This is a genomic window from Enterobacter sp. MGH 4 (assembly GCF_000534735.1).
In the GTDB taxonomy this organism is placed as follows: domain Bacteria; phylum Pseudomonadota; class Gammaproteobacteria; order Enterobacterales; family Enterobacteriaceae; genus Enterobacter; species Enterobacter intestinihominis.
In genome coordinates, this window is the sequence record NZ_KI973299.1 from 17,468 (window position 1) to 32,666 (window position 15,199).

Here is a 15,199-nt window from a genome sequence, read left to right on the forward strand (position 1 = left end):
GAGCGACCTTGGCACAAGAATGAAGCGAGAACAGGTGCAGGCGCAAAATACGGCCCTATAAATAAAATGCGGGGGAGGTCCTGTCAATGCTGGGATTATGCGGATTTTTCATGGGGGGGTACCCCTCAGAAACAGGACTTATAACAGGCCCATATTTTATGCTCCTTTTTACCCCTTTTTGACCAACATTTCGCCACGCCGGAAGGGCGCGACAGCAGCTATACTTTTCGGGTCTTTTCACCTGCGTTTGATGCAGACCAGGGCAATGGCATAAAAACCATCACAATTTTTATTTGCAGGCGCTACAATCGACCGCAGTCACAATTCTCAAATCAGAAGAGTATTGCTATGAAAAACATCAACCCAACGCAGACCGCTGCATGGCAGGCACTACAGAAACATTTTGATGAAATGAAAGACGTCACTATCGCGGATCTGTTCGCGAAAGATGCCGATCGTTTCAGCAAGTTTTCCGCCACCTTCGATGACCTGATGCTGGTGGATTTCTCTAAGAACCGTATCACCGAAGAGACGCTGGCGAAGCTGCAAGATCTGGCGAAAGAGACTGAGCTGGCAGATGCCATCAAATCCATGTTCTCCGGTGAGAAGATCAACCGCACCGAAGACCGTGCCGTGCTGCACGTGGCGCTGCGCAACCGTAGCAATACTCCAATTATCGTTGACGGCAAAGATGTGATGCCGGAAGTGAACGCGGTGCTGGAAAAGATGAAAACCTTCTCTGAAGCGATCATCTCAGGTCAGTGGAAAGGCTACACCGGGAAAGCGATCACCGACGTCGTAAACATCGGTATCGGCGGCTCTGACCTCGGCCCGTTTATGGTGACCGAGGCGCTGCGCCCGTACAAAAACCATCTCAACATGCACTTCGTGTCCAACGTCGATGGGACTCACATCGCTGAAGTGCTGAAAAAGGTGAACCCGGAAACCACGCTGTTCCTGGTGGCGTCTAAAACCTTCACCACTCAGGAAACCATGACCAACGCCCACAGCGCGCGCGACTGGTTCCTGAAAACCGCGGGCGACGAAAAGCACGTGGCGAAACACTTCGCGGCGCTGTCCACCAACGGTAAAGCGGTAGGTGAGTTCGGTATTGATACTGCGAACATGTTTGAATTCTGGGACTGGGTGGGTGGCCGCTACTCACTGTGGTCTGCGATCGGTCTGTCCATCATCCTGTCCGTCGGCTTCGACAACTTCGTTGAGCTGCTCTCCGGCGCGCACGCGATGGACAAACACTTCTCCACCACCGCGCCTGAGAAAAACCTGCCGGTGCTGCTGGCGCTGATCGGGATCTGGTACAACAACTTCTTCGGCGCTGAAACCGAAGCGATTCTGCCGTACGACCAGTATATGCACCGCTTTGCGGCCTACTTCCAGCAGGGCAACATGGAATCCAACGGCAAGTACGTTGACCGTAACGGTAACGCGGTGGATTATCAGACTGGCCCAATCATCTGGGGCGAGCCGGGCACCAACGGTCAGCACGCGTTCTACCAGCTGATCCATCAGGGCACCAAAATGGTACCGTGCGATTTCATCGCCCCGGCGATTACGCACAACCCGCTGTCCGACCACCATCCGAAGCTGCTGTCTAACTTCTTCGCCCAGACCGAAGCGCTGGCGTTCGGTAAATCCCGCGAGGTGGTTGAGCAGGAGTACCGTGACCAGGGTAAAGATCCGGCTACGCTGGAACACGTCGTGCCGTTCAAAGTGTTCGAAGGCAACCGTCCAACTAACTCCATTCTGCTGCGTGAAATTACGCCGTTCAGCCTGGGCGCGCTGATTGCCCTCTACGAGCACAAGATCTTCACTCAGGGCGCTATTCTGAACATCTTCACCTTTGACCAGTGGGGCGTTGAGCTGGGCAAACAGCTGGCAAACCGCATTCTGCCAGAGCTGGGTGACGATAAAGCAATCGACAGCCACGACAGCTCCACCAATGGTCTGATTAACCGTTATAAAGCATGGCGTGCGTAATAAATATGTCATGAACAATGCCGGCGATATGCCGGCATTTTTTTATCGGATAATTCCTGATGTCTGTTAGTTATCTCAAATTCTGAATCTGAGTTTAATCCGAAAAACACGGTTACCCCGTTAATTGCTGAGGGTTATTTTAAGAAAATACGGAGTGATACTTTAATGGGTTTATATTATAACTGTTTGATAATGAATGGTTATCTATTTCAATAATTATTTTTTCTTTTCATTTTTAACCATTAGTCTGAAAACCTCATCCCTATTTACCCCCACGGTAAACCCACTGCTTTAGTTGTGTATACTCGAATCCGCCTGAATTTCTTTTCGGGCAAATCTCCATTCATTCATTGAAGGGAAATTGTTATGAAGAAAGTACTGTATGGCATTTTTGCCATATCTGCGCTTGCGGCGACGTCTGTCTATGCAGCTCCGGTCCAGGTCGGGGAAGCAGCAGGGTCGGCAGCGACGTCTGCGTCTGCGGGGAGTTCTACCGCAGCCAGCACCAGCGCCGTAAGTTCAGCCGTGGGTGTCGCGCTGGCGGCAACCGGTGGCGGTGATGGCTCCAATACCGGAACCACGACCACTACGACGACCAGCACCCAGTAATACCGGGTGTTTTAATCATAACCACACTTCGGTGTGGTTATTTCGCCCCTTCGGAGAAGAGTCGTGAAGCGACCTGCAATCATCCTGATTTGCCTGCTATTGCAGGCGTGCTCAGCTACCACCAAAGGGCTGGGCCACTCACTGTGGGACAGCATGTTCGGCACGCCGGGCGTGCATCTGACCGATGACGAACTTCAGAACATGCCGTATGCCAGCCAGTACATGCAGCTAAACGATGGTCCGCAACTGTTTGTGGTGCTCGCTTTCGATGAAAACGGGCAGCAGAAATGGGTGACGCAGGATCAGGCTACCATCGTGACTCAGCATTCCCGAATCGTGAAAACGTTGCTCGGCGGCGACAACCTGCTTGAGGTAAACAACCTGGCTGAAGATCCGCTCATCAAGCCGAATCAGATCGTCGATGGCGCAAGCTGGACGCGCACAATGGGCTGGACCGAGCACAAACAGGTGCGCTACGCCACGGCCCGCTCCACCTTCCGCTGGGATGGTACGGACAGCGTCAAAGTGGGCAGCGACGAAACACAGGTGCGCGTGCTGGATGAAGAGGTGACAACCGATCAGGCCACCTGGCATAACCGCTTCTGGGTGGACGAAGAGGGGCAAATCCGCCAGTCCTTACAGTATCTCGGTGCCGGTTTCTTCCCGGTGAAGACCACCCTGATCAAGGCGGCGAAATCATGAAAATGTTCATTCACGTTGCGCTTCTCGCCAGCCTGGCCTCGCCGCTGGCGTGGTCTGCGGGAACGGTACAGGTCTACACCCCGGACAGCGAAAAACCTAAAACCTTAACCAATGCCGGGCATCTGCTCGATCTGGTGGGGCAGCCGAGGCTGGCGAAAAGCTGGTGGACCGGGGCGGTTATCAGCGAGCGTCAGGCGACGATTGTAGCGGAACAAAAACATCAGTCGCTGCTCGCCCGACTGAGCGGGCTGGCACAACAGGAAGATGCTGACGATGCCGCGGCCATTACTAGCCTGCGTCAGCAGCTTCAGGCGGTTAAGGTGACGGGTCGCCAGAAGGTGAATCTCGATCCGGATGAGGTGCGCGTCGCCGAAAACGGCAATCCGTCGCTGGAAGGGGACTATACCCTGTGGCTGCCGGCTCAGCCTTCCACCGTCACCGTGATGGGGCTTATCAGCAGCCCTGGCAAAAAGTCGTTTACGCCGGGCCGGGACGTCGTGAGCTATCTCGACGAGCAAAGCTTGCTCAGCGGTGCGGATAACAGCTATGCCTGGGTGGTCTATCCGGACGGGCATACGCAAAAAGCGCCGGTGGCTTACTGGAATAAACGCCATATCGAACCTATGCCAGGCAGCATCATTTTTGTCGGTTTTGCCGACCATTTCTGGACGAAAGCGTATGACGGGCTTAATGCCGATATCCTTCGCTCCCTGATACAGCGGATACCGGAATAATGAAAAAAACCTATCTCTACAGCATGCTTGCACTGTGCGTGAGTGCCGCCTGTCATGCAGAAACGTATCCGGCACCCATCGGCCCGTCGCAGTCCGATTTTGGCGGCGTGGGCTTACTGCAAACCCCGACCGCGCGTATGGCCCGCGAAGGGGAAATCAGCCTTAACTATCGCGATAACGATCAGTACCGTTACTACTCTGCGTCCGTGCAGCTGTTCCCCTGGCTGGAGACCACGCTGCGCTACACCGACGTGCGTACAAAACAGTACAGCAGCGTGGACGCCTTCTCCGGCGATCAGACCTATAAAGACAAAGCCTTCGACGTGAAGCTGCGCCTGTGGGAAGAGAGCTACTGGATGCCGCAGGTCTCCGTCGGGGCGAAAGACATTGGCGGGACCGGCCTGTTTGATGCGGAATACATCGTTGCCAGCAAAGCCTGGGGACCGTTTGATTTCTCGCTGGGTCTTGGCTGGGGCTACCTCGGCACCAGCGGCAACGTAACCAACCCGTTCTGTACCTACAGCGACAAATACTGCTACCGCGATAACAGCTATAAAAAAGCGGGTTCCATCAACGGCGACCAGATGTTCCACGGCCCGGCCTCGTTGTTTGGAGGCGTAGAGTATCAAACGCCATGGCAGCCGCTGCGCCTGAAGCTGGAGTACGAAGGCAATAACTACAGCGAAGATTTTGCCGGCAAGATTGAGCAGAAGAGCAAGTTTAACGTCGGCGCCATTTACCGCGTCACCGACTGGGCCGACGTTAACCTCAGCTATGAGCGCGGTAATACCCTGATGTTTGGCTTTACGCTGCGCACCAACTTTAACGACATGCGGCCGCGCTACAATGACAATCCGCGGCCCAAATACCAGCCGGAGCCGCAGGATGCGATCATTCAGCACTCCGTGGTAGCGAACCAGCTGACGCTGCTGAAATATAACGCGGGCCTGGCGGATCCGAAGATCCAGACCAAAGGCGATACGCTGTACGTCACCGGCGAGCAGGTAAAATACCGCGACTCCCGCGAAGGGATCGAGCGCGCCAACCGGATCGTCATGAACGATCTGCCGGAGGGGATCCGCACGATCCGCGTGACGGAGAACCGTCTCAACCTGCCGCAGGTCACCACTGAAACCGATGTTGCCAGCCTTAAGCGTCATCTTGAAGGCGAACCGCTGGGACATGAAACCGAGCTGGTGCAAAAACGCGTTGAGCCGGTGGTGCCAGAGAGCACCGAGCAGGGCTGGTATATCGATAAATCCCGCTTCGATTTCCATATCGATCCGGTGCTGAACCAGTCCGTAGGTGGGCCGGAAAACTTCTACATGTATCAGCTGGGCGCGATGGCGACGGCGGATCTGTGGGTGACCGACCACCTGTTGACCACCGGTAGTCTGTTCGGCAACCTTGCCAACAACTACGACAAATTTAACTACACCAACCCGCCGAACGATTCAAAACTGCCGCGCGTGCGTACCCGCGTTCGCGAATATGTGCAGAACGATATCTACGTGAATAACCTGCAGGCCAACTACTTCCAGTACTTCGGTAACGGCTTCTACGGCCAGGTTTACGGTGGCTATCTGGAAACCATGTTCGGCGGCGCGGGGGCGGAGGTGCTTTATCGTCCCGTCGACAGCAACTGGGCGTTTGGGATTGATGCCAACTACGTGAAACAGCGTGACTGGCGCAGCGCGCAGGACATGATGAAGTTCACCGACTACAGTGTCAAAACCGGCCACCTGACCGCCTACTGGACGCCGTCGTTCGCACAGGATGTGCTGGTGAAAGCCAGCGTCGGGCAGTACCTGGCGGGCGATAAGGGCGGCACGCTGGATATCTCCAAACACTTCGACAGCGGCGTTGTGGTAGGCGGTTATGCCACCATCACCAACGTTTCGCCAGACGAGTACGGGGAAGGGGACTTCACCAAAGGGGTGTACGTGTCGATTCCGCTGGATCTGTTCTCGTCAGGCCCAACCCGCAGCCGTGCGGCAGTGGGCTGGACGCCGCTGACGCGCGACGGCGGTCAGCAGCTTGGACGTAAGTTCCAGCTGTATGATATGACCAGCGATAAGAACATTAACTTCCGCTGATGCTTGTTTGCCCGGTGGCGCTGCGCTTACCGGGCCTACGAGAGTATTTTTGTAGGCCGGGCAAACGCAGTGCCGCCCGGCAAGAATGTTCATGTGGACAAAACATAAACAAAAAATATAGATCCCCGTCACATTTTTGCGTTATACAGGAACCTCGCCCTGGAGAATGAGGTGCTGTATGACATCCCTGACTCGTCCGCGTGTTGAGTTTATCTCAACGATACTCCAGACCGTGCTGAACCTCGGTCTGCTGAGCCTTGGCCTGATCCTGGTCGTGTTTCTGGGTAAAGAGACGGTGCATCTGGCGGATGTGCTGTTCGCACCTGAGCAAACCAGCAAATACGCGCTGGTGGAAGGCCTGGTGGTCTACTTTCTCTACTTTGAATTTATCGCCCTGATTGTGAAGTACTTTCAGTCCGGCTTTCACTTCCCGCTGCGCTATTTTGTCTACATTGGCATCACCGCCATTGTGCGGCTGATCATCGTCGATCATAAATCCCCGCTCGACGTGCTGATCTACTCGGCGGCGATCCTGCTGCTGGTGATCACCCTCTGGCTGTGCAACTCAAAGCGGCTGAAACGCGAATAAAAAAAGGGCGCTCCGAAGAGCGCCTAACAACAGTCACAAGTTGGTTCAATACAATACGTCTAAAGTTGAGGGTTGCAGTGGCATAACAGATGAAACTTAACCTTTCACACCGCCCGCCGTCAGGCCGTTGACCAGCCAGCGCTGGGCCAGCAGGAACACCACGGTAATCGGGATGGCAGAGAGGACGGCCGCCGCGGCAAAGTCGCCCCACAGGTAGTTTTGCGGGTTGAGGTATTGCTGCATACCGACGGCCAGGGTGTAGCTGTTCACATCGCGCAGTAACAGAGAGGCGACCGGTACTTCGGTGATCGCCGCGATAAACGACAGGATGAACACCACCGCCAGAATCGGCACCGACAGCGGCAGCAGCACCAGACGGAACGCCTGCCACGGGGTGGCGCCATCCAGCGCGGCGGCTTCTTCCAGTGAACCATCGATGGTTTCGAAATAGCCCTTGATGGTCCACACATGCAGGGCGATGCCGCCAAGATAGGCGAAGATCACGCCGCCGTGGGTGTTCAGGCCGATAAACGGCACGTACTGGCCCAGACGATCAAACAGGGCATACAACGCCACCAGTGACAGCACCGCCGGGAACATCTGGAAAATCAGCATCCCTTTCAGCAGCGTCGCTTTGCCCGGGAAACGCATACGGGCGAAGGCGTAAGCACAGGTGGTGGAGAGCGTCACGATGCCGATGGCAGTGATGGTCGCCACTTTTACCGAGTTCCACAGCCACAGCAGCACCGGGAACGGCGGTGGAGTGACGCGGCCATCCGCGTGTTCCACACTGAAGCCCAGCGCGAGTTTCCAGTGCTCCCAGGAGATTTCATCCGGGATCAGGCTCCCGGTGGCGAAGTTCCCCGAACGCAGGGAGATGGCGATAACCATCAGCAGCGGGAACATGATCGCCGCGATGAAAATCAGCAGGCCTAAGTGCGTCGCGAGGAGGCGCAGTTTCTGAGATTTGGGTTGTACCATAGCCATGTTCAGTGCCCTCCTTAGTCAAATTTCATACGTGTAGCTTTCAGGTTCACGATCGCCAGGGCGCCCACCAGCAGGAAGATCAGGGTTGCAATCGCTGCCGCCAGACCGAAGTCCTGACCGCCGCCGCCTTCGAAGGCGATACGGTAGGTGTAGCTCACGAGCAGGTCGGTATAGCCTGCCGGCGTGGTGGTGCCGAGACGGTCCGGACCGCCGTTGGTCAACAGCTGAATCAGCACAAAGTTGTTAAAGTTAAAGGCGAAGCTGGCAATCATCAGCGGCGTCAGCGGCTTAATGAGCAGCGGCAGGGTAATTTTGAAGAAGTTCTGGAACGGACCCGCGCCGTCCATCGCCGAGGCTTCGTACAGGTCGTCCGGGATGGCCTTCAGCAGCCCCATGCACAGGATCATCATGTACGGATAACCGAGCCAGGTGTTCACGATGATAATCATCGAGCGAGCGGTGGTCGGGTCGCTGAACCAGGCCGGTTTGATGCCGAACAGCGCGCTCAGCATCATGTTGATTTCACCGAAGCTCTGGTTAAACAACCCTTTGAAAATCAGAATCGAGATGAACGACGGCACGGCGTACGGCAGAATCAGCAGCACGCGGTAAATCGCTTTGCCCTTCAGGGATTCCCACTGGACCAGACAGGCCAGCACCATGCCCACGGCCACGGTCAGGATCACGGTCAGGATGGAGAAGACTACCGTCCAGACGAAGATGGCGAAGAACGGTTTCTGGATGCCTTCGTCGGTAAACACGCGGGTAAAGTTATCCCAGCCGATGGTAACGGTATAGCCCGGGCTGAGCTTGTCGTCGCCCCAGCTGCCGTCGGCATTCACCGACTGATAGAAACCGATATCGTTGTTCGGGCGGTATTTTACGCCGCTCTGGTTGTTGGTCAGCGTGCCGTCATCCGCCAGAGTATAAAGCGGCTGCGTGCCGGAAAACTGGCGCAGCGAGCTCATGGTTACTTTGCTGTCATCGGGCAGCACAGCGGTGAGCTGGGTCAGCGCCTGGCGATTTTGAGTGATGATACGCAGGTTGGCACGTTCACCTTCTGGCAAGGCCGCGGCCTCTTTTAAGACCAGCTTCTGCTCGCCGCCAAATTTGAACGCGTCGGAAAGATAGTTTTTGCCGCTCTCACCGTCAGTGAGCGCTAACTTCCACTCATCTCCCGCAGGATACAGGCCGAAGTTAAAGGTTTTACCCGCCTGATAAGAACGATCCAGAAGCACCTGAGTGGCACGCTCCTGCGCGAGCTGGTTGGTGCTGCTGTAGTTAGTAAAGGCAATCGCGATGGTGCAGATCAGCGGAAAGAGGACAAACAGCCCCATCCCGGCAACACCGGGGTAGACATAGCGCCAGGCATACGCTTTACGGTTGGCGAAAATATACAGGCCAACCGAGCTTAAAATCAGCGTCATGATGGCAAAAAGGTATTCCCCTTGCACGTACATTAAAACAACAAGGTAACCCACCAGCAGGCACAGCAGACCTATCACTGACCACTTCAGTGCGTCGCTTTGCCACCAGCGTTTCTTTTTAATGACATCCATGGGGTTCTTCCTCTACAACGGTGGAAACTTATCGTCAGGTGGCGCTGCGCTTACCTGACCTACGGATCGTGCCGTAGTCGTAGGGCGGGTAAGCGCACGCGCCACCCGCCGTTTTTCAGACTTACTTAGTAATACGACCCTGAGCATCTTTCAGCGCGGCATCAACAGTCTGGCGACCGCTTGCAGCGTTGATGACGGCGGTACGGGTGGCGTACCAGAACGCAGCCATCTGTGGGATGTTCGGCATGATTTCGCCTTTCTGGGCGTTATCCATGGTGGCCGCAATGCGTGGATCTTTCGCTAACTGATCCTGGAAGGATTTCAGCGCAACGGCGCCCAGCGGTTTGTCCTTGTTCACTTCATCCAGACCCTGATCGGTCAGCAGGTAGTTTTCCAGGAACTCTTTCGCCAGCTCTTTGTTCGGGCTGGCGGCGTTGATACCCGCGCTCAGCACGCCAACAAACGGTTTAGACGGCTTGCCGTTGAAGGTTGGCAGCAGGGTCACGCCGTAGTTGACTTTGCTCTTGTCGATGTTGGTCCAGGCCCACGGACCGTTGATGGTCATCGCGGTTTCGCCTTTGTTGAACGCCGCTTCCGCGATGGAGTAGTCGGTATCCGCGTTCATGTGTTTGTTCTTAATCAGGTCAACCAGGAAGGTCAGGCCTTTTTTCGCGCCCGCGTTGTCCACGCCCACGTCTTTCACGTCATATTTGCCGTTTTCAAACTTGAACGCGTAGCCGCCGTCGGCAGCAATCAGCGGCCAGGTGAAGTACGGCTCTTGCAGGTTGAACATCAGAGCGGATTTACCTTTCGCCTTCAGCTCTTTATCCAGAGCAGGGATCTCTTCCCAGGTTTTCGGTGGATTTGGCACCAGGTCTTTGTTGTAAATCAGTGACAGGGCTTCAACCGCGATTGGGTAAGCGATCAGCTTGCCGTTATAGCGAACGGCGTCCCAGGTGAACGGGAACAGTTTGTCCTGGAAGGCTTTGTCTGGCGTAACTTCTGCCAGCAGGCCAGACTGCGCGTAGCCCCCGAAACGGTCATGCGCCCAGAAGATAATGTCCGGACCATCGCCGGTTGCCGCAACCTGCGGGAACTTCTCTTCCAGTTTGTCCGGGTGCTCTACGGTGACTTTGATACCGGTGTCTTTCTCGAATTTTTTGCCCACTTCGGCCAGACCGTTATAGCCCTTGTCGCCGTTAATCCAGATAACCAGCTTACCTTCTTCAATTTTGGCGAGAGCCGGTGCGGAAATCATCATTGCTGCGAGGGCGGACAATGCGAAAACGCGTGCGCCAGTCTTGATCTTCATATCTGCCATCCTTTATTGGTGATGTGCTCGTGGATACATAAGGTGGTTCAACGTGACTCAGTCTCCTTATTTGACATCCTCTTTCCATCCTCCCAGTCCCTACGCCCCACCCCCTGTTTGTGTGATCCCTGTAACATAAATTTAAGTTATGAGTGCTGGCGCACATAAAAACCCACTGAATTTTGCAGGCCGCTTCACGATTTTCGCCTCAGCCCCTCCGCTGCGGTCGCAGAGCCTGCTCTCTCATCCTCCCGCCTCCTCCCCCATAAAAAAGCCGGGGGGTGGAGGATTCACGAAAGTAATGGAACACGCATAGTGAACTTATCTTGAATGTTTCTGTCGGTGACAGGTTGTAACGAAGGGAGAAGGGCATGGCGAGCGTACAGCTGCGTAATGTAACGAAAGCCTGGGGCGACGTTGTGGTGTCAAAAGACATCAATCTGGACATCCACGAAGGTGAGTTTGTGGTGTTCGTTGGTCCATCAGGCTGTGGTAAATCTACTCTGCTGCGTATGATTGCCGGTCTTGAAACCATCACCAGTGGCGATTTATTTATTGGTGATACCCGAATGAACGACATCCCGCCAGCTGAACGCGGCGTGGGCATGGTGTTCCAGTCTTATGCGCTTTATCCGCATCTTTCCGTTGCCGAGAACATGTCCTTTGGCCTGAAGCTGGCCGGCGCGAAAAAAGAGACCATTAACCAGCGCGTCACCCAGGTGGCGGAAGTGCTCCAGCTGGCACATCTGCTGGAGCGTAAACCGAAGGCGCTCTCCGGTGGTCAGCGTCAGCGTGTGGCGATCGGCCGTACGCTGGTGGCCGAGCCGCGCGTGTTCCTGCTCGATGAACCTCTCTCTAACCTGGATGCCGCCCTGCGCGTCCAGATGCGTATCGAAATCTCCCGTCTGCACAAGCGTCTTGGACGCACGATGATTTACGTCACCCACGATCAGGTCGAAGCGATGACGCTGGCCGACAAAATCGTGGTACTGGACGCCGGTCGCGTGGCGCAGGTGGGCAAACCGCTGGAGCTGTATCACTACCCGGCAGACCGCTTTGTTGCGGGCTTCATTGGCTCGCCAAAGATGAACTTCCTGCCCGTAAAAGTGACCGCGACAGCAATCGAACAGGTACAGGTGGAGCTGCCAAACCGTCAGCAAGTCTGGCTGCCGGTCGACAGCGCCAATGTACAGGTGGGGGCCAATATGTCCCTCGGTATCCGCCCTGAGCATTTACTGCCGAGCCACATCGCTGATGTGACGCTGGAAGGTGAAGTTCAGGTCGTCGAACAGCTTGGTCACGAAACACAGATTCATATCCAGATCCCCGCCATCCGTCAGAACCTGGTCTACCGCCAGAATGACGTGGTGTTGGTAGAAGAGGGTGCCACATTCGCTATCGGTTTGCCGCCAGAGCGTTGCCATCTGTTCCGTGAGGATGGCACTGCATGTCGTCGGTTGCACAAAGAGCCAGGCGTTTAAGCATTCCAATTACAAAGAAAAGCAATGATCTCAGGAGATAGAATAATGATTACTCTGCGCAAACTTCCTTTGGCAGTTGCCGTCGCAGCGGGCGTAATGTCTGCTCAGGCACTGGCAGTGGATTTCCATGGTTATGCTCGTTCTGGTATCGGCTGGACGGGTAGTGGCGGTGAACAACAATGTTTCCAGGCAACAGGCGCACAAAGTAAATACCGTCTCGGTAACGAATGTGAAACCTACGCCGAACTGAAACTGGGCCAGGAAGTGTGGAAAGAAGGCGACAAGAGCTTCTATTTCGACACCAACGTAGCGTACTCCGTGGCACAGCAGAATGACTGGGAAGGTACCGATCCGGCGTTCCGTGAAGCTAACGTGCAGGGTAAAAACCTGATTGAATGGCTGCCTGGCTCTACCATCTGGGCCGGTAAGCGCTTCTATCAGCGCCATGACGTACACATGATCGACTTCTACTACTGGGATATCTCTGGTCCTGGTGCCGGTATTGAAAACATCGATCTGGGCTTCGGTAAACTGTCTCTGGCAGCGACGCGTTCCCAGGAAGCTGGCGGTTCTTATGCCTTCAGCAGCCAGAACATCTATGACCGTACCAAAGATACCGCGAACGACGTATTTGACGTGCGTTTAGCGGGCCTGGAAACTAACCCGGACGGCGTGCTGGAACTGGGTGTGGATTATGGCCGCGCGAACACGACCGACGGCTATGATCTTGCCGACGGCGCGTCGAAAGATGGCTGGATGTTCACCGCTGAACATACCCAGAGCATGCTGAAAGGCTACAACAAGTTTGTGCTGCAGTATGCGATGGACTCAATGACCACGCAGGGTAAAGGTCTGAGCCAGGGTTCCTATGGTTCTTCCAGCTTTACCATCACGAATCCTGATGGCACGACGACCAACTACGCCAACGATGTGATTAACAACAACGGCAGCCTCTGGCGCATTCTGGACCACGGTGCAATCACCCTGGCCGACAAGTGGGACCTGATGTATGTCGGTATGTACCAGAAACTCGACATGGATGATAACCAGGGGAGTGACTGGTGGACCGTGGGTGTACGTCCGATGTACAAATGGACGCCAATCATGAGCACCCTGCTGGAAGTGGGCTACGACAACGTCAAATCCCAGGAAACCGGCGATCGCAACAGCCAGTACAAAATCACCCTGGCGCAACAGTGGCAGGCTGGCGACAGCATCTGGTCTCGTCCGGCCATCCGTGTCTTCGCAACCTACGCGAAGTGGGATGAGAAATGGGGCTACGCGAAGAACGGTAACGGCGATGCCACCCGTTACGCGATCTCTGACTCCACCGGTAACGGTCGATTCTCTACCAGCCGCGGCGATGACGATGAGTTCTCCTTCGGCGCCCAGATGGAAATCTGGTGGTAACCGAATCCTGATCTGACGATGTAATCTGGGGGGCGAAAGCCCCTCAATTCCTGAGGTACTGCGCGCTATTGCCTGGCCACCGCAGTGCTTACGCTTTCTGAGGTGATAACAATGAAAATGAAGAAAAATCTCGTCGCGCTGTGCCTGTCAGCGGGTCTGCTGGCCTGTGTGCCTGGCGTCACGCTCGCTGACGTCAATTATGTACCGCAGAATACCAGCGCAGCGCCTGCCATTCCGACAGCCGCTCTACAGCAATTAACCTGGACGCCGGTGGATCAGTCCAAAACGCAGAGCACACAGCTTGCGACGGGTGGCCAACAGCTCAATGTGGCTGGCATTACCGGGCCGGTAGCCGCCTATAGCGTACCGGCTAATATCGGTGAGCTAACGTTGACTTTATCCAGTGAAGTTAACAAACAGACCAGCGTTTTTGCGCCGAACGTTCTGATCCTCGATCAGAACATGACGCCTTCCGCCTATTTCCCCAGCAGCTATTTTACCTATCAAGAGCCGGGTGTAATGAGCGCGGACCGCCTGGAAGGGGTAATGCGTCTGACCCCGGCGCTCGGGCAGCAAAAGCTCTACGTACTGATCTTCACCACTGAAAAAGATTTGCAGCAAACCACCACTCTGCTCGATCCGGCAAAAGCCTATGCCAAAGGGGTTGGTAACGCCATTCCCGATATTCCCGATCCGATTGCGCGCCATACCACCGACGGCCTGCTTAAGCTGAAGGTGAAAACCAACAGCAGCTCCAGCGTACTCGTAGGCCCACTGTTTGGCTCATCTGGCCCGGGTCCGGTAACGGTGGGTAATACTGCCGCGCCTGTGTATGCCGCGCCAGCCGCAGCACCAGCCGCAGCCCCGGCCCCGGCGAAAAAAGCCGAGCCGGTGCTTAACGATACTGAAACTTACTTTAACAACGCCATCAAGCAGGCAGTTAAAAACGGCGATGTCGATAAAGCGCTGAAACTGCTTGATGAAGCCGAGCGTTTAGGTTCAACCACTGCCCGTTCCACCTTTATCAGCAGTGTAAAAGGCAAGGGGTAACCGTCTCCCCACAGTGCTGATTTTGTTAGTCGTTTGGTGCGCCTTCGCGGGCGCACTTTTTTTGGCTAAGTTGCACCTTTGTTGCGATAGTGATCGTTAAATTCTGTTTGTCCGTCCTCATTTTGCCAATCTGCGATACAATGCTTTTACGTTATGTATCGGAGAGTCTGGCATGTCACACCCCGCGCTAACGCAGCTGCGTGCGCTACGCTATTTCGACCACATCCCTGCGCTTGACCCGGAACAGCTGGACTGGCTGCTGCTGGAAGATTCCATGACAAAACGTTTTGAGCAACAGGGTAAAACGGTCACGGTGACGATGATTCAGGAAGGGTTTGTCTCGCCTGCGGAGATTGCCAGCGAGCTGCCGCTGCTGCCGCAGGAAGAACGCTACTGGCTGCGTGAAATTTTACTCTGTGCGGATGGCGAGCCGTGGCTTGCCGGGCGAACGGTGGTTCCTGAGTCTACACTTTCCGGGCCGGAGCTGGCACTGCAACGCCTCGGCAAAACGCCGCTGGGGCGATATCTGTTCACCTCGTCTGAACTGACCCGTGATTTTATTGAAATTGGTTGCGATGCCGATTTGTGGGGGCGCCGTTCCCGCCTTCGTTTGAGTGGCAAGCCGTTAATACTGACGGAACTCTTTTTGCCTGCATCGCCGTTGTATTAAGA

General features: G+C 55.2%; 13 protein-coding genes. 10 read left to right on the top strand and 3 right to left on the bottom strand.

From position 1 onward, the window contains the following. Window positions 1-348 precede the first annotated feature (348 nt). The 6 genes from pgi (at window position 349) to psiE (ending at window position 6,728) form a co-directional block, all read left to right on the top strand. Complete coding sequence (pgi, locus tag L350_RS00840; RefSeq protein WP_022646728.1) at window positions 349-1,998, top strand: glucose-6-phosphate isomerase; 1,650 nt, start codon at window positions 349-351, stop codon at window positions 1,996-1,998. Between the two features lie 366 nt (window positions 1,999-2,364). Further along, window positions 2,365-2,607: an exopolysaccharide production protein YjbE gene (gene yjbE, locus L350_RS00835; protein WP_003860341.1), complete on the top strand. Its 243-nt coding sequence runs from the start codon at window positions 2,365-2,367 to the stop codon at window positions 2,605-2,607. Window positions 2,608-2,670: 63 nt separating this feature from the next. Continuing rightward, on the top strand, window positions 2,671-3,309 hold the full coding sequence (locus L350_RS00830) for a YjbF family lipoprotein (protein ID WP_003860339.1): 639 nt from the start codon (window positions 2,671-2,673) through the stop codon (window positions 3,307-3,309). Beyond that, window positions 3,306-4,043, top strand: coding sequence for a capsule biosynthesis GfcC family protein (locus tag L350_RS00825; RefSeq protein ID WP_032627016.1), 738 nt, complete (start codon window positions 3,306-3,308; stop codon window positions 4,041-4,043). Before L350_RS00830 ends, L350_RS00825 begins: the two co-directional genes overlap by 4 nt. Next, entirely contained in the window at window positions 4,043-6,139 is a 2,097-nt protein-coding gene (locus L350_RS00820) for a YjbH domain-containing protein (protein WP_023299084.1), read from the top strand. Before L350_RS00825 ends, L350_RS00820 begins: the two co-directional genes overlap by 1 nt. Window positions 6,140-6,317: 178 nt before the next feature. Further along, the gene (gene psiE, locus L350_RS00815; protein WP_000202963.1) at window positions 6,318-6,728 is read left to right on the top strand and encodes a phosphate-starvation-inducible protein PsiE; all 411 of its coding nucleotides are present in this window, start codon (window positions 6,318-6,320) and stop codon (window positions 6,726-6,728) included. A 96-nt stretch (window positions 6,729-6,824) separates the two neighbouring features. On the opposite strand, the gene malG is transcribed toward psiE, so the two are convergent. The 3 genes from malG to malE form a co-directional block, all read right to left on the bottom strand. Beyond that, window positions 6,825-7,715: a maltose ABC transporter permease MalG gene (malG, locus tag L350_RS00810; protein WP_003860332.1), complete on the bottom strand. Its 891-nt coding sequence runs from the start codon at window positions 7,713-7,715 to the stop codon at window positions 6,825-6,827. Between the two features lie 14 nt (window positions 7,716-7,729). Then, on the bottom strand, window positions 7,730-9,274 hold the full coding sequence (gene malF / locus L350_RS00805) for a maltose ABC transporter permease MalF (RefSeq protein WP_023299085.1): 1,545 nt from the start codon (window positions 9,272-9,274) through the stop codon (window positions 7,730-7,732). Between the two features lie 121 nt (window positions 9,275-9,395). Further along, window positions 9,396-10,586, bottom strand: coding sequence for a maltose/maltodextrin ABC transporter substrate-binding protein MalE (malE, locus tag L350_RS00800; RefSeq protein WP_022646733.1), 1,191 nt, complete (start codon window positions 10,584-10,586; stop codon window positions 9,396-9,398). A gap of 371 nt (window positions 10,587-10,957) precedes the next feature. On the opposite strand from malE, the gene malK reads away from it, so the two are divergent. The 4 genes from malK to ubiC all read left to right on the top strand — a co-directional run bounded on the left by malK (window position 10,958) and on the right by ubiC (window position 15,197). Further along, window positions 10,958-12,067 (top strand): maltose/maltodextrin ABC transporter ATP-binding protein MalK, encoded by a 1,110-nt coding sequence (malK, locus tag L350_RS00795; RefSeq protein WP_003860329.1) that lies wholly within the window; start codon window positions 10,958-10,960, stop codon window positions 12,065-12,067. Window positions 12,068-12,109: 42 nt separating this feature from the next. Next, a complete protein-coding gene (locus L350_RS00790) occupies window positions 12,110-13,477 on the top strand; it encodes a maltoporin (protein WP_032621777.1) in 1,368 nt (455 codons plus the stop codon). Window positions 13,478-13,588: 111 nt separating this feature from the next. After that, window positions 13,589-14,527 (top strand): maltose operon protein MalM, encoded by a 939-nt coding sequence (gene malM, locus L350_RS00785; RefSeq protein ID WP_032627019.1) that lies wholly within the window; start codon window positions 13,589-13,591, stop codon window positions 14,525-14,527. 172 nt (window positions 14,528-14,699) lie between these two features. Continuing rightward, window positions 14,700-15,197, top strand: a complete 498-nt coding sequence (gene ubiC / locus L350_RS00780; protein WP_022646736.1) for a chorismate lyase — start codon at window positions 14,700-14,702, stop codon at window positions 15,195-15,197. The last annotated feature ends 2 nt before the right edge of the window (window positions 15,198-15,199 follow it).

Coding starts and splice junctions, on each gene's coding strand:
- pgi (WP_022646728.1), top strand. CDS start 349: ATGAAAAACATCAACCCAACGCAGACCGCTGCATGGCAGGCACTACAG.
- yjbE (WP_003860341.1), top strand. CDS start 2,365: ATGAAGAAAGTACTGTATGGCATTTTTGCCATATCTGCGCTTGCGGCG.
- L350_RS00825 (WP_032627016.1), top strand. CDS start 3,306: ATGAAAATGTTCATTCACGTTGCGCTTCTCGCCAGCCTGGCCTCGCCG.
- L350_RS00820 (WP_023299084.1), top strand. CDS start 4,043: ATGAAAAAAACCTATCTCTACAGCATGCTTGCACTGTGCGTGAGTGCC.
- psiE (WP_000202963.1), top strand. CDS start 6,318: ATGACATCCCTGACTCGTCCGCGTGTTGAGTTTATCTCAACGATACTC.
- malG (WP_003860332.1), bottom strand. CDS start 7,715: ATGGCTATGGTACAACCCAAATCTCAGAAACTGCGCCTCCTCGCGACG.
- malF (WP_023299085.1), bottom strand. CDS start 9,274: ATGGATGTCATTAAAAAGAAACGCTGGTGGCAAAGCGACGCACTGAAG.
- malE (WP_022646733.1), bottom strand. CDS start 10,586: ATGAAGATCAAGACTGGCGCACGCGTTTTCGCATTGTCCGCCCTCGCA.
- malK (WP_003860329.1), top strand. CDS start 10,958: ATGGCGAGCGTACAGCTGCGTAATGTAACGAAAGCCTGGGGCGACGTT.
- malM (WP_032627019.1), top strand. CDS start 13,589: ATGAAAATGAAGAAAAATCTCGTCGCGCTGTGCCTGTCAGCGGGTCTG.
- ubiC (WP_022646736.1), top strand. CDS start 14,700: ATGTCACACCCCGCGCTAACGCAGCTGCGTGCGCTACGCTATTTCGAC.